At 69.9% G+C, this 14,734-nt stretch carries 12 protein-coding genes; 10 read left to right on the forward strand and 2 right to left on the reverse strand.

The window, feature by feature from the left end; translation table 11 throughout:
• Positions 1-64: 64 nt before the first annotated feature.
• Both ACWD0F_RS11950 and ACWD0F_RS11955 read right to left on the reverse strand, forming a co-directional pair.
• Positions 65-1,339 (reverse strand): aminotransferase class V-fold PLP-dependent enzyme, encoded by a 1,275-nt coding sequence (locus ACWD0F_RS11950; RefSeq protein ID WP_449874455.1) that lies wholly within the window; start codon positions 1,337-1,339, stop codon positions 65-67.
• Positions 1,340-1,394: 55 nt separating this feature from the next.
• Positions 1,395-2,459, reverse strand: coding sequence for an EAL domain-containing protein (locus tag ACWD0F_RS11955; protein WP_449874457.1), 1,065 nt, complete (start codon positions 2,457-2,459; stop codon positions 1,395-1,397).
• Positions 2,460-2,590: 131 nt separating this feature from the next.
• Between ACWD0F_RS11955 and ACWD0F_RS11960 the strand changes: the two genes are divergently transcribed.
• The 10 genes from ACWD0F_RS11960 to ACWD0F_RS12005 all read left to right on the forward strand — a co-directional run bounded on the left by ACWD0F_RS11960 (position 2,591) and on the right by ACWD0F_RS12005 (position 14,659).
• Positions 2,591-3,244, forward strand: a complete 654-nt coding sequence (locus ACWD0F_RS11960; RefSeq protein WP_449874459.1) for an acVLRF1 family peptidyl-tRNA hydrolase — start codon at positions 2,591-2,593, stop codon at positions 3,242-3,244.
• A gap of 193 nt (positions 3,245-3,437) precedes the next feature.
• Positions 3,438-4,454, forward strand: coding sequence for a LacI family DNA-binding transcriptional regulator (locus tag ACWD0F_RS11965; RefSeq protein WP_449874461.1), 1,017 nt, complete (start codon positions 3,438-3,440; stop codon positions 4,452-4,454).
• A 381-nt stretch (positions 4,455-4,835) separates the two neighbouring features.
• Positions 4,836-5,465: a YesL family protein gene (locus ACWD0F_RS11970; protein ID WP_449874463.1), complete on the forward strand. Its 630-nt coding sequence runs from the start codon at positions 4,836-4,838 to the stop codon at positions 5,463-5,465.
• Positions 5,466-5,518: 53 nt separating this feature from the next.
• On the forward strand, positions 5,519-7,021 hold the full coding sequence (locus ACWD0F_RS11975) for an extracellular solute-binding protein (RefSeq protein WP_449874465.1): 1,503 nt from the start codon (positions 5,519-5,521) through the stop codon (positions 7,019-7,021).
• Positions 7,022-7,081: 60 nt separating this feature from the next.
• Positions 7,082-8,056, forward strand: coding sequence for an ABC transporter permease (locus tag ACWD0F_RS11980; RefSeq protein ID WP_449874467.1), 975 nt, complete (start codon positions 7,082-7,084; stop codon positions 8,054-8,056).
• 11 nt (positions 8,057-8,067) lie between these two features.
• Entirely contained in the window at positions 8,068-8,982 is a 915-nt protein-coding gene (locus ACWD0F_RS11985) for a carbohydrate ABC transporter permease (RefSeq protein WP_449874469.1), read from the forward strand.
• 76 nt (positions 8,983-9,058) lie between these two features.
• Positions 9,059-11,650 carry an exo-rhamnogalacturonan lyase family protein gene (locus ACWD0F_RS11990; RefSeq protein ID WP_449874471.1) on the forward strand — a complete coding sequence of 864 codons (2,592 nt, stop codon included), beginning with the start codon at positions 9,059-9,061 and terminating at the stop codon, positions 11,648-11,650.
• A gap of 111 nt (positions 11,651-11,761) precedes the next feature.
• Positions 11,762-13,360, forward strand: a complete 1,599-nt coding sequence (locus tag ACWD0F_RS11995; RefSeq protein ID WP_449874473.1) for an ABC-F family ATP-binding cassette domain-containing protein — start codon at positions 11,762-11,764, stop codon at positions 13,358-13,360.
• Positions 13,361-13,473: 113 nt separating this feature from the next.
• Positions 13,474-13,689 carry a helix-turn-helix domain-containing protein gene (locus tag ACWD0F_RS12000; RefSeq protein ID WP_020547488.1) on the forward strand — a complete coding sequence of 72 codons (216 nt, stop codon included), beginning with the start codon at positions 13,474-13,476 and terminating at the stop codon, positions 13,687-13,689.
• A 148-nt stretch (positions 13,690-13,837) separates the two neighbouring features.
• On the forward strand, positions 13,838-14,659 hold the full coding sequence (locus tag ACWD0F_RS12005) for an enoyl-CoA hydratase/isomerase family protein (protein ID WP_449874475.1): 822 nt from the start codon (positions 13,838-13,840) through the stop codon (positions 14,657-14,659).
• Positions 14,660-14,734 lie beyond the last annotated feature (75 nt).

Below are 14,734 nucleotides of genomic sequence, written 5' to 3' on the forward strand. Positions count from 1 at the left end.
CCCGCTCAGGCCAGTCCCGCCACCGCCCTGATCGCCTGGAACACGTGCTCGGGAGTCGTCCCGCTCAGGCCAGCCCCGCCACCGCCTTGATCGCCTGGTCCACCTGCTCGGGAGTCGTCACGATGCTCGTGCCGAACCGCAGCAGCGAAGGACTGTAGGGGGTCACGCTCGCGATCACCTTGTGCTCGCGCAGCCGGCGCACGGCCTCGAACGGCTCCATGCCCCGGATCGAGCAGCACACCAGCCCGGCCGACAACTCCGGCGCCCGCGGGGTGACCGGCGTGACGTGCGCGAGCTCCCGCAGGCCCGCCTTGAGCCGGGTGGCCAGCTCCTCCGTACGCCGCCGCACCCGGTCCTTGCCGATCGCCGTCATGAAGCCGAACGCCTGCGGCATCGCCCACCGGTGCTCGAACGCCTTGAAACCACCCGGTGTGACCAGCTCGGCCGTGCCGGCGCCCGGCTGCCCGCCGCTCTGCCAGGCGTCGAACGCGGCCTGACTGAAGCTGGGCAGGGTCGGCGCGATCGTGTCCCAGGCGCGGCCCCACACGACGCCGGTGCCGCGCGGCCCGAACAGCCACTTGTGCGTGCCGCTGGCCAGGAAGTCGCAGCGCAGGTCCGCCACCCCGTCGGCCAGCGCCCCGAACCCGTGCACCCCGTCCACGCACAGCAGCGCCCGGTCGTGCTCGTCGCGGCCCTTGTTCGCCTCGGCCAGCATGTCGGCGACGGCGCGGACGGGCACGCGGACGCCGGTGCTCGAATGCACCCAGGTGATCGCGACCACCCTCGTCCGCGGGCCGAGCCCCTCCTTGACGGCCGTCACCATGCGGTCGGCGGCGGCCCGCGCCGGGTCGTCGTACAGCCTGACCCTGCGCACCCTCGCCCCCGTCCGCTCGGCCAGCAGACGCAGGCCCTCGTGGGTGGCCAGGAAGTCGTGCTCGGTCGTCAGCACGTCCTGCCCGGGGCGCAGCCGGACGCCGGAGTAGAGCAGGCCCAGGCCCATCGTGGTGCTGTCGGTCAGCACGATCCCGGCCGGCTCGGCGCCCAGGTAGCGGGCGGCGGCCTCGCGGGCCGCCTGGTCACCGCCCTCGGGAGCGTACTCGGGGTCGGCGTCCAGGGCGTCGCGGTGCGTTCTGATCGCCTGGCGGACCGGCGCGGGGGAAGGCGCCAGGACGAACGCCGCGAACTGCGCGTAGGCCGGATCCAGCGCGAACTGGGCGCGCACCGACCCCCAGTCGCGGGGGTCGAAGCCGGTGGGTGCCGGTGTGGGGCGGGCGTCGGTGCACGCGGCGGCCCCGGCCAGCATCCCGGCGCCGAGCAGGGCCCGCCTGTTCAGCGGCATGCCTTCTTCCTATCCCGCCGCCGTGCCGCCGCCCAGGGCCGGGCGTGAGTCGTTATCAGGTCCTGATCGTGCTCACCTGCCTGATGAGGTCGGAGACGCGGACGATGCCGAGGCAGCGGTTCATCTCGTCGGTCACCACCAGGTCGTCGTAGACCCGGGCCGCGTCCCGGCCGGCCGCCTGCATGGCCGCGATGACCGGGGTCGTCCTGGGCACCGTGCGCGGCGGGTCGGCCAGGCGATGCGCGGGTTTGGCGCCGTGCAGGGCGTGGCCGTAGCGGGCCGCGAACGACAGCAGGAAGCGGCTGCGGTCCAGGCTGCCCTTGGGCCGCTGGTACTCGTCCACGAGGATCACGCTGGTGATCGTCGGCTCGTGCCCGAACGTCGCCACCGCCTCCTCCGCCGTCGTCGCCTCCGCCGGCAGCGTCACCGCGGGGATCAGCAGCTCCTGCACGCGGGGGCCGAGCAGCGCCGCGGTGGGGGACTCGTCGGCCAGGGGGAGCGGCACGCGGATCTTGCCGTCGGGTCCCGGGGCGAGCAGCGGGCCGTGCGCCAGGCGGACACCGAGGCCGCGGGCCACCGCCACCTGCGGCTCGCGTTCGACGCCCGGAGCCAGGACGTGCGCGCCCAGGCCGCGCGCCAGCGCCACCACCGAGCGCGCCACCGCGACGGCGCGGTGGTCGCCCGGGATGCGCGCGACCAGGTCGGGGTCGAGGGCCAGCAGGTACGGGGAGGCGTCCGCGACCACGTCCAGGGCCGCGCCGGCGGCGCCCACGTCGCTGAAGCCGATCAGGTAGCCGATCGTGCGCAGGCTGTTCAGTCCGACCCGCAGCAGGGGCCGGTCCTGGTCCTGGCACGATCCGGTGAGCAGCAGGATCGCCTCGCGCGGGTGCCGTCGTGCTCTTCTGAGCGACTCGTGCAGCGGGGCCAGCGCGCCCGTGCCGGCCAGGACCAGGTGGATGGGCAGCTCCAGCATCATGGGCAGGGGGGTGGCCCTGAGCGTGCCGGTGTTGTCCACCACGGCCGGGTGCGCGATGACGGCCCCGGTGTCTAGATCCACCATGGGGCTGCTGAGCAGGGAGGACGGCACATCATCGATGATCCGGCGGTCGTCTGGTGTCACATAAGCCCCAGGAGTCAAAATTAACCGATATTTCGGTTTAAGGACGTGCTTGTCGTGTGGAGTTGGCCTGTCCGCGCCGCCGGCCGGTGCGGCGAGCGGCCCGCCCGGCGTTTTCGGCTAGCCTTCCGGACATGACTGCGCGCCCGGCGAAGGGCGGCGGCCGGTGGGTCATGGTGCCGCCGGAGCGCCTGCATCCGTGGATCGACGGTTTCGCCGATCGCCACGGGCCCTTCACGGCCGCCCGTGCCGACGAGGTCGTCCGGCTGCTGGCCGATGACGGGGCCGTGGCCGAGCTGCACGTGCCCTTCCCGCCCATGCCTCCCGGGCCGCCGCACGTCGCCCGGCTGGTCGCCCATGCGCGGGCCGCCCGGCGGGTGGGGGTGTTCCTGGTGCGGCTCGGCGGCTACGCGGCCGGCGTCTTCGAGGGCTCCTCGCTGGTGGCATCGAAGGTGGGGTCGCGGCTGGTGCAGGGGCGCACGGCGGCCGGCGGGTGGTCGCAGCAGCGCTTCGCCAGGCGGCGGCAGAACCAGGCGGGACAGGCCTTCGACGTCGCGGTGGAGACGGCGGTGCGGGTGTTGTCGCCGTACCTGGGGGAGCTGGACGGGGTGGTGCTCGGCGGGGATCGGCGGGCGATGGACGGGCTGCGGGCCGATCGGCGGCTGGAGCCGCTGCTGGCGCTGGAGACGGAGCCGTTCCTGGTGGTGCCCGATCCGAGGCTGGCCGTGTTGCGGGACACGCCCGCGTCCTTCCGGGCGGTCCGCGTCCGCGTCATCGACCCGTCCTGACCGCCGTGCCGGTTTTGCGGTATTGAGACGATTCAAAAGAATCTTGAATGCCGCTATGATGAGCGAGTTCACGGTACGGCCGCGCCCAGCGGTCCGCCGCGAGCAGCGGTTCGCGCACGTCCGGTGGGTCGCGCGCAGCGGCCGCCGAGACGGCGATCATTGCATGTCCAGCAGCACGGCCTCGTGAGGATCGATGGCGACCAGGAACATCAAGGAGGTCGCGCAGCTTGCGCGCGTCTCTGTGGGCACGGTGAGCAATGTGCTCAACCGCCCGGAGATCGTGTCCCCCGCCACCCGCGAACGCGTCTTCGAGGCGATCAAGAAACTGGGCTTCGTCCGCAATGAGGTGGCCCGCCACCTGCGGGTCGGGCGCAGCCGTACGGTCGGGCTCGTCGTGCTCGACGTGGCCAACCCGTTCTTCGTGGACGTGGCCCAGGGCGCCGAGTCGGTGGCCGACGACCACGACACGATGGTGGTGCTCTGCAACAGCGCCGGCGACCCCGGCCGCGAGCGCCGCCACCTCGACCAGCTCGAACAGCAGCGGGTGATGGGCATCCTGATCACCCCCGTCGGGATGGAGAGCGCCTGGCTGGAGGACCTGGCCGCCCGGGGCACGCCCGTGGTGCTGGTCGACAGTCCCGCCACCGGGCTGCAGTGCTCGGTCGCGGTCGACGACCGGCTGGGCGGGCAGATCGCCGGGGCCCATCTGATCGAGCGGGGGCATCGGCGGATCCTGTTCGCCGGCGGGCCGCCGTCCATCAGGCAGGTGGCCGACCGGCACGCGGGCGTCACCGGCGCCGTCGCCGCGGCCGGGGGCGCCGTCGAGCTGCTCACCTCCAGCGCGCCCACGCTCACCGTCGCCGAAGGCCGGGCCATCGGCGAACGCGTGGCGGCTCTGCCCCCCGGGGAGCGGCCCACGGCCGCCTTCTGCGCCAACGACATGATGGCGCTGGGCCTCCTGCAGGCGATGGCCACGCACGGGCTGCGCGTGCCCGAGGATCTGGCCATCATCGGCTACGACGACATCGACTTCGCGGCCGCGGCGGCGGTGCCGTTGTCGTCCATCCGGCAGCCGCGCGACCTGCTCGGCCGCACGGCCATCGACCTGCTGCTGGAGGAGGTCGCCGAGCCCGGCGAGCATCGGCACCGGCAGGTCATCTTCCAGCCCGACCTGGTGATCCGCGCGTCCACCGCCCTGCGCCGCGACTGACGGGACAGGACCCGCGAGCCGAGCACCGCTGTGCGGCGGCGCTGTCCCATGGCGCTGTCCGACGGCGTCGTGCGACGGCGCTGCGCGTTGACGCCGTGCCCTGGCGCGCCGCGATGGCGCCGGTCAACGATTCGGTCTCGTTCCGCTGGACGGATGACGGCCCGATCGGGGTCCGGCGCTGGCAGGAGGCAAGATCGGCTTCCATCGGACGGCATCGCCCAGCGGGATGTGCGAAATCTCCAGGTATTGCGTCATTGACTTTGAGTCGATTCAACACTAATTTCGCACCAACCCGCCGTTCATTCGCTTGTAACTGAGCAGGAACCACGGGGCAACACTCACCCCCGTATCCGTGCACAGGCCACGAGAAGGTGGTGCCGGATGAACCATCCCGCCCTGTCGTTCAGGTTCCAAGCTGCCTGTTCAGAGCTCATCTGGGCGGTCCGGCTGAATCTGATGTGGATCGTGTTCACCCTCGCGGGCGGCGTGGTCCTGGGGCTCGGGCCCGCCACCGTGGCCGCCTACACCCTGGCCCGTCGGCATGTCCGAAATGAAACGTTTCAGGGCTGGACCGAATTCTGGACCGTCTACCGACGGGAGTTCGTCCGAGCCTCGTTGCTGGTCCTGCCGGCGGCGGCCCTCGCCACCGTGCTGATCGGCAACTACCTGTACCTCGCCGCTCTCGGACCGGGCACGGAAGCGCTGCGCGTCGCGACCTTCGTGGCGCTCATCGCGCTCGCGGCCGTCGGGGCCCAGGTCGGCCCGCTCTACGTACATTACGACCTGCCGCTGCGGGCCTACTGGCCCAAGGCCGCACAGCTGGCGCTGCTGCGTCCGGCCTCGTCCGTGCTGTTGCTGCTAGCCCTGTCCGCCATCGCCTTCGCGACCTCGGCGGCGCCCATCCTCGCCGCGGTGATCGGCTTCGGCGCGTGGATCTACCTCAACACGTGGCTCTGCCTGCGCTTCTTCCAGGAGAACGAGGCGCGCCTGCATTCGAAAGGGAACTCATGAGCGCATCCCGTCGCCGGCGGCTCATCGCCGGGGTGTTAACGCTAACGGCTGCTATGGCCGCCACGGCCTGCTCTGGCGGAGGCGAGGGCGCGGAGGCGGACGACAACACGCTGACCATGATGGTCCCGCTGTTCGGCACCGCACCCGACCCCAAGGGCGAGATCCAGCAGGCGGTCGAGAAGCAGGCCGGCAAGAAGCTCGCCATCACGTGGGTGCCGAACGCCGACTACAACGAGAAGACCAACGTCACGCTCGCGTCCAGTTCGCTGCCCGACGTCGTGGTCATCCAGGACAACAAGGGCCCGTCGTTCGTCAAGGCCGCGAAGGCCGGTGCGTTCTGGGACCTCACCGACAAGCTGGACAAGTACCCGAACCTGAAGCCCAAGTCGGAGCAGGCCTGGCTCAACTCCAAGACCGACGGCAGGAACTATGGCATCTACCGGGTGCGCCCGCTGCTGCGGTCCGCGGTCGTCATCCGCAAGGACTGGCTGGAGAAGCTGAACCTGGAGATGCCGAAGACGACCGACGACCTCTACGCCATCGCCAAGGCGTTCACCGAGAAGGACCCGGACGGCAACGGGAAGAAGGACACCTACGGCATGATCCTGCCGAAGTGGCCCGGCACCTCCTTCTCCGCCTCCAGCCCCTACAACGTCATCGACGTCTGGTTCGGCACCCCGAACAACTACGGGACGCGCGACGGGAAGCTCGTGCCCGAGTTCGAGGTGCCCGAGTTCTGGGAGGCCCAGAAGTACATCAAGAAGTTCATCGACGAGGGCCTGGTGAACGCCGACTGGGCCACCCTGGACACCGCCAAGTGGAACGACCCGTTCATCCAGGGCAAGGGCGGCATCATCATCGACGTCAACGTCCGTGCCGGCCAGCTCTACGACGGGTTCAAGGAGCTGGACGCCGCGACGTACGACAAGAAGGTGGCGATGGCGGGCAACCTCGCCCGGCCTGACGGGAAGAAGTTCTCCTACCCCTTCACCGGCTACAACGGCATCGTCGCCGTCTCCAAGCAGCGCGTGCGCACCGAGCAGCAGCTCGACGACGTGCTGAAGGTGCTGGACAAGCTGGCCGCCAAGGAGGGCTCCATCCTGCTCAACAACGGGATCGAGGGGCGCAACTTCAAGGTCGAGGACGGCTTCGCGGTCAAGCTCAACGACCAGGACCAGGCGATGAAGGTCATCGCCAACGACGTGGAGAAGGCCTTCATCCAGCTCGGCACGACCTCCAGCGTCGGGGTCGCGGGCGACGCCTACGAGTGGATGCGCCCCAGCCAGGCCGAGAAGGAATGGATCAAGGAGCGCGACGAGCTGATGGAGCTCGACCTGCAGACGGCGGTGCACGACCCCTCCCTGCCGGTGATCTCGACCACCGCGGTGGAGAAGGGCGCCACGCTCAACCCGCTGCCCACCGACGCCCGCATCAAGTTCCTGGCGGGCGAGATCACCGAGGAGCAGCTCAAGGCCGAGTTCCAGCGCTGGCACGACGCCGGCGGCACCCAGATCCTCACCGAGCTGCAGGCCGGGATCGCCAAGGTAGGCGGCTGAGCCGATCCGTCCAGGGGCCCGGGACCCGCCCGGGCCCTCTGTCTGTGAAAGGAGGCCGCTGTGGCCACCGACCTGGCGCCGCCTGCCACGAAGACGGCACCCAAGGTGAAGCGGGGTGGCGGGGCCAGGGTGCCGGTGCGCACGGCGCTGCTGCGCTACCGCTGGCTCTACCTGATGCTCATCCCGGGCCTGGCCTACTTCGCGCTCTTCAAGTACCTGCCGATGTACGGCCTGACCATCGCCTTCCAGGACTTCGTGCCGTTCCTCGGCTACGCCGACAGCGCCTGGGTCGGCCTGAAGCACTTCGAGGAGTTGTTCACCGGCCCCGACTTCGGCCGGCTGCTCTTCAACACGCTGTTCCTCGCGCTGCTGACGGCGCTGTTCGTCTTCCCGGCTCCGATCATCGTCGCGCTGATGCTGAACGAGCTGCGGGTCAGCATGTACAAGCGGTACGTGCAGTCGCTGATCTACATCCCGCACTTCCTGTCCTGGACGATCGTCTTCTCCCTGACGTACCTGCTGTTCTCGGTGGACTTCGGGGTGGTCGCGAGCTGGATCCACGGGCTGACCGGCGGCGCCAAGGCCGACTACATGGCACAGCCGGGGTGGTTCAGGCCGCTCGTCATCATGCAGCTGCTGTGGAAGACGTCCGGCTGGGGCACGATCATCTACCTGGCCGCGCTGGCCGGTGTGGACCCGAATCTGTACGAGGCGGCCCGCATGGACGGCGCCGGGCGCTGGCGGCAGTTCTGGCACGTCACGCTGCCCGCCATCCGCCCCACCATCGTGGTCATGGCGATCCTGACCTCCGGGAACCTCCTCGACCAGAGCTTCGAACAGATCTGGCTGCTCACCAACTCGCTGAACCGCTCGGTCGCGGACGTGTTCGACACCTTCGTCTACTACGTCGGCGTCACCCAGGGCGGGTACAGCTACGCCACCGCGGTCGGCCTGTTCAAGGGCGTGGCCGGTGTCGTCCTGATCTTCGGCTCCAACTGGCTGGCCAAGCGCCTGGGCCAGCGCGGACTGTTCTAGGGAGCGCCCTCATGTCCGTCACCACCTCCGCCGGCGCGCCCGAGGGCGCGCCGATCAAGCACTACAGCTCGGCGGGCAGCCGGGTGTTCGACACGCTGAACGTCGTCCTGCTCGGTGCCCTGGCGCTGATCACCGTGCTGCCGCTGTTCTACGTGCTCGCGGGGTCGTTCGCCTCGGAGGGCGAGATCTCCGCGCGGCCCTTCTTCCTGTGGCCGGAGAAGTTCGTCACCAGCACCTACGAGTACATCTTCGCCAACGACACGCTGCTGCGGTCGCTGGTCACCACGATCGTCATCACCGCCGTGGGCACGGTGCTCCAGGTCCTGCTGACGTTCACCATGGCCTATCCGCTGGCCAAGCGGTACCTGCCGGGCCGCACCCTGGTGCTGAACCTCGTGATCTTCACGCTCGTCTTCGGCGGCGGCATCGTGCCGACCTACCTGGTGGTGCGCGACCTGGGCATGCTCGACAGCTACTGGGCGCTGATCCTCCCGCTGGCGATCAACCCGTTCTATCTGATCATCGTGAAGTCCTTCTTCCAGGAGCTGCCGCAGGCCCTGGAAGAGGCGGCGCGCATCGACGGCTGCAACGAGATGGGCGTCTTCTTCAAGATCGTCCTGCCGCTGTCCAAGCCGATCATCGCGACGTTCTCCCTGTTCTACGCGGTGGGCATCTGGAACGACTACATGTCCCCGCTGCTCTACATCAACGACAACAACAAATGGACCCTGCAGGTGCTGGTCCGGCAGCTCACCAGCCCCGACGCCGCCAACGCGATCGGCGCGCTCGACTCGGCGGTGTTCTTCCCCCAGCAGGGACTGAAGTTCGCGGTCGTGGTGATCGCCACGCTGCCGATCCTGTTCTTCTACCCGTTCCTGCAGAAACACTTCGCCAAGGGCGTGCTGATCGGGGGCGTCAAGGAGTGACCCGCACCATGCCGCCGGGCCGCCGGGCTCCGGCGAGGCGGCCGCGATCGACGCCCTGGCGGCCGAAGGAGAGCCGATGACCGAACTTCGCTGGCTGGATCGGCCCGGGGAGCAGGGGGTGACCTGGGGAGTGCCGTGGCCGCGCGGCACGGTCGCGAAGGACACGCCGTTCGGGCTGGCCGACGCCGGCGGGCGGGAGGTGCCCGTGCAGAGCTGGGTGACGGCCACCTGGCCCGACGGCTCGGTCAAGTGGACGGCCCACGCGATCGGCGCGCGCCCGCCGACGCCGGCGTACCGCCTCGAGCCGGTACGCGCGGGCACTGCGCCCGCTGTGCCCACTGCGCCCGTCACCGTCGCCCGCGAGGGCGGTGTGCTGACCGTCGGCACGGGCGTGGTGCGGTGGACGATCGAGGAGTCGGGCGGCACGCTGGCCCGCTCGATCGCGCGCGGGAGCCGCGAGATCGCCAGGGACGTCCGCCTGGTCAGCCTCCGCCAGCGCGAGCCCACCCCCGACGAGGGCGGCCCGGCGGCCCGCGAGCAGGCCACCGGCGTGGTCGAACGCGTCACGGTCGAGCAGGACGGCCCCCTGCGCGCCGTGGTCCGGCTGGAGGGCCGCCACGGCGATTGGCTGCCGTTCACCGTGCGCCTGTACTTCTACGCGGGCGCCGAGGACGTGCGGATCACGCACACCTTCGTCTATGACGGCGATCCCGGTCGGGACTTCCTGGCGGGCCTCGGCCTGCGGGCCGACGTGCCGATGCGCGACGAGCTCCACGACAGGCACGTGCGGCTGGCCGGGGCGGGCGGCTTCCTCACCGAGGCCGTGCGCGGCCTGACCGGCCTGCGCCTCGACCCGGGCGAGTCCGTACGGCGGGCGCAGACCGAGGGCAGGCCGTGCGGCGCGATCGCCCCCGAGGTCGCCGGCCGCCTGCACCTCATCCCCGCGTGGAACGACTACACCCTCGACCAGAGCTCGGCCGACGGCTTCACGCTGCGCAAGCGCACCGCCGCCGGCCACGCCTGGGTGACGATCCCGGCCGGCACCCGCTCGTCCGGGTACGGCTACGTCGGCGGCGCCGGCGGCGGCCTGGCCTTCGGGCTGCGCGACTTCTGGCGCCTGCACCCCACCCGCCTCGACGTCAGGAACGCGGCCACCGACCTGGCCACCGCCACCGTCTGGCTCTGGTCGCCCTCCGCGCCCGCCATGGACCTGCGCTTCTACCACGACGGCATGGGCCAGGACACCTTCGCCGCGCAACTGGAGGGGCTGGAGGTGACCTATGAGGACTACGAGCCCGGCTTCGGCGACGCCCACGGCGTGGCGCGCACGCACGAGCTGACCCTGCGGGCCTGCGCGGCCACCCCCGCCGCGCCGGCCCTGGCCGCCTGCGCCGCCGCGATGAACGAGCCCGCCCTGCTCACCGTCTCGCCCGAGCGGATGCGCGAGGCGGGCGTGTTCGGCGTCTGGGAGCCGCCCGACCGCTCCACGCCCGCGCACGCGGCGATCGAGGACCGGCTGGACTTCCTGTTCGACCTGTACGAGCGCGAGCGGGAGCAGCGCAGGTGGTACGGCTTCTGGGACTACGGCGACGTCATGCACACCTACGACGCCGACCGGCACACCTGGCGCTACGACGTCGGCGGCTACGCGTGGGACAACTCCGAGCTCTCGCCCGATCTGTGGTTGTGGCTGCAGTATCTGCGCACCGGAAGGTCCGATGTCTTCCGCTTCGCCGAGGCCATGACCCGCCACACCGGCGAGGTCGACGTCTACCACCTCGGCAGGTGGAAGGGACTGGGCAGCCGGCACAACGTGCAGCACTGGGGTTGCAGCTGCAAGCAGGTGCGCATCTCCAACGCCGCCTACCGGCGCTTCTACTACTACCTCACCGCCGACGAGCGCACCGGCGACCTGATGGACGAGCTCAGCGCGCCCGAGGAGACGTTCACCGTCCTCGACCCCGCGCGCAAGGTGCGCGAGGACGTCTACACGCCTGACCTGTCGGCGCTGTCGGTCGGGCTCGGCACCGACTGGGGCGCGCTGGCGGCGGCGTGGCTGACCCGCTGGGAGCGGCACGGGGACGAGCGGGCCAGAGACCGGCTGCTCGGCACGATGGCCGACATCGGGGCCATGGCCCAGGGCTTCCTCACCGGCGAGGGCCGGCTGGACCTGGCGACGGGACGCTTCGGCGCCACCCGGGACACGATCTCCGTCTCGCACCTGTCGTCGTTGTTCGGGCTGCCGGAGGTGTGCGCGGAGCTCATCGCGCTCGACCTGGGCGTGCCCGGGTTCGAGGCGGCGTGGTTGCGCTACTGCCGGCTCTACCTGGCCACGCCGGAGCGGCAGGAGGCCGAGGTGGGGCGGCCGCTGGCCGGGATCTCGCTGATCCAGGCGCACAGCAGGCTCACCGCGTACGCGGCCGCGCGCGACGGGGACGCCGAGCTGGCCGGGTGGGCGTGGCGGAAGTTCTTCGTCGACGAGGGCGACCAGCTCAACAGCAACCCCCTGCAGCGGCGGCGGAACTGGGAGCTCACCCTGGTCGACGGGCCGAACGTGCTCTCTCCCGTGCGGGAGGCGCCCTTCGTCTCGACCAACGACGCCGCGCAGTACGGCCTGGCCGCCATCTGCAACCTGGCGCTGATCGGGGAGCATCTGGCGGACCGTTAACCAGAGGTGGGGCTCGCGGTGCGGGCCCTACACTGATGTGTATGCATACTCCCGATTGACCGGCGTCGCACGCCCAAACCTTGTTTCCTAGCTCGGGAGTGTTCCGGTCACATGATCATCGCTAATGATATAGAGCTGCGCGCGGGCGCGCGCCTGCTCATCGAGAAGGCCTCGTTCCGGGTCAACCCCGGCGACAAGATCGGGCTGGTCGGCCGCAACGGCGCCGGCAAGACGACGTTGACGAAGGTGCTGGCCGGCGAGGGTCTGCCCGCCGCCGGCACCGTCACGACGACCGGCGCCGTCGGCTACCTGCCCCAGGACCCGCGCGTCGGCGACCTGCAGGTGCTGGCGCGCGACCGCATCCTGTCCGCCAGGGGCCTGGACGAGGTCCTGCGCAAGCTGCGCGAGGCCGAGATCGGCATGTCCTCCGCCGACGAGCGCACCCGTGAGAAGGCCGTCAGGAAGTACGGCAGGCTCGAAGATCAGATGCATGTGCTCGGCGGCTATGCGGCCGAGTCCGAGGCGGCCTCCATCGCCTCCAGTCTCGGCCTGCCCGACCGCGTGCTCGGACAGCCCTTGCAAACGCTTTCCGGCGGTCAGCGACGCCGCGTGGAATTGGCACGAATTCTTTTCAGCGGAGCGGAAACTCTCCTTCTCGATGAGCCGACAAACCACCTAGATGCGGACTCAATCGGGTGGCTTCGTGATTTTTTGCGATCTCATCAAGGTGGCTTGGTGATCATCAGCCACGACGTCGGGCTTCTTGAAGCCACGGTCAACAAGGTCCTGCACCTCGACGCCAACCGGTCGGCGATCGATCACTACAACGTCGGCTGGAAGGTCTACCTGGAGCAGCGCGAGACCGACGAGAAGCGCCGCAAGCGCGAGCGCGCCAACGCCGAGAAGCAGGCGGGCGCGCTGATGGCGCAGGCCGACAAGATGCGCGCCAAGGCCACCAAGGCCAAGGCGGCCCAGGACATGATGCGCCGCGCGCACCGGCTGCTGTCGGGCACCGAGGAGGAGCGCCAGAGCGACAAGGTGGCGCGGCTGCGCTTCCCCGACCCGCAGCCGTGCGGGCGCACCCCGCTGATGGCCGGGGGCTTGTCGAAGTCCTATGGGTCGCTGGAGGTCTTCACGGACGTCGACGTGGCCATCGACCGAGGTCACCGGGTCGTCATCCTCGGCCTCAACGGCGCGGGCAAGACCACGCTGCTGCGCATCCTCGGCGGCGTCGAGCAGCCCGACACCGGCGAGATCAGGCCCGGTCACGGCCTCAAGGTCGGTTATTACGCCCAGGAGCACGAGACCCTCGACTCCGGGCGCACCCTGCTGGAGAACATGCGCTCGGCCGGCGGCGAGTTCACCGACACCGAACTCCGCAAGGTGCTCGGATCTTTCCTCTTCACCGGCGACGACGTCGACAAGCCCGCCGGGGTCCTGTCCGGCGGCGAGAAGACCCGGCTGGCACTGGCGATCCTGGTGCTCTCCAGCGCCAACGTGCTGCTCCTCGACGAGCCCACGAACAACCTCGATCCGGTCAGCCGCGAGCAGGTTCTCAACGCTCTGAGGTCGTATTCAGGAGCAATCGTCCTAGTCACACATGACGAGGGTGCCGTTGACGCCCTGTCACCGGATAGGGTGATCTTGCTACCGGACGGAACTGAAGACGCATGGAGCGACGAATTTTCCGATCTTGTGGCACTTGCCTGATCTTAATTTGAGTGGGTACGGATCTTTTCCCGTGGAGTAGGTAGCCGATCCCGCTGAAATGACTGATCATGGCGGAGTAACGCTGCGGAAGTCCGGCACTACAGGAGGTACTCGTGGCCGAGACACTGAAGAAGGGCACCCGGGTCACCGGGGCCGACCGGGAAAAACTGGCCGGCGATCTCAAGAAGCGCTACGCCGCGGGCGAAAGCATCCGCGCCCTGGCCGCTTCGACCGGTCGGTCTTACGGGTTCATCCACCGCATTCTCAGCGAGTCCGGAGTGACTCTGCGCGGACGCGGCGGGGCGACCCGAGGCAAGTCCAAGCGCTGACGGCCGCCTCGGAACGTGCGACCGCAGCCGCCCGTCCCTAGTCAGCCGCCGTCGCGCCCGAGCCAGAATCATATTCTGTATGCTCGGGCGCGACGGTCAGCGTCCCGGTGGCGCATCCGTGCGCGGCCGGGACTGGAGGGAGCGGGCGATGGCGGAAGCGCAGGCGCGGCAGCGTGGGGGGTTCACGGAGGACGTCTCTGCCGAAAGACTGGCGGAGATCGGACTTCTCTTCGAGGTGGACGGTGAGATAGCGACGATCACGCTGAACCGGCCGGAAAAGCGGAACGCGCAGACGTTCGCGACATGGTCGGCATTGGCTCGCATCGGCGAAAGCCTGCCGGAGCAGGTGCGCGTCGTCGTCGTGAAAGGTGAGGGACCGTCCTTCTCGGCAGGGATCGACCTGCGGATGTTCACACCTGAGGGGGTGCCTGGACAGGGCTCGTTCGGCTCGGCGGCCGCGAGCGACGAAAAAACCTTCGGACAAAGCATCAGGCAGGCACAGGCGGGGTTCCTGTGGCTGCGCCGCCCGGAGATCGTCTCCATGGCCGCTGTGCACGGGCACGCGATCGGCGCGGGGTTCCAGCTCGCGCTCGCCTGTGACCTGCGCATCGTGGCCGATGATGTCGCCTTCTGCATGAAGGAGCCCGCGCTGGGCCTGGTGCCCGATCTGACGGGGACCAAGCCCCTGGTGGAGCTGGTGGGTCTGGCCAAGGCGATCGACATCTGCCTGACGGCCAGGATCGTGCACGCCGACGAGGCCATGCGGATCGGCCTCGCGGAGCGAGTGGTCGCTCGGGGCGACCTGGAACAAGCCGTAACAGACAAGAGCGCGGAGCTGCTCGCCACCAACCGTGACGCGGCCGCCGCGACCAAGCGACTCCTCCAGGGGGCGCAGGCACGCACCCTGGAGGAGCAGAGTGTGGCGGAAGGGATCGAGCAGGCCGCGCGGCTCAAAGCCATGTTCGGCTGACCTGGACCGAAGTCGTTCGCCGTTGCCCGGCGGTGCCGGTGGGCGGTTGTAGGGTGCTGGAGTCGGGAGGGCCGG

The organism is Nonomuraea sp. NPDC002799 (assembly GCF_053592075.1).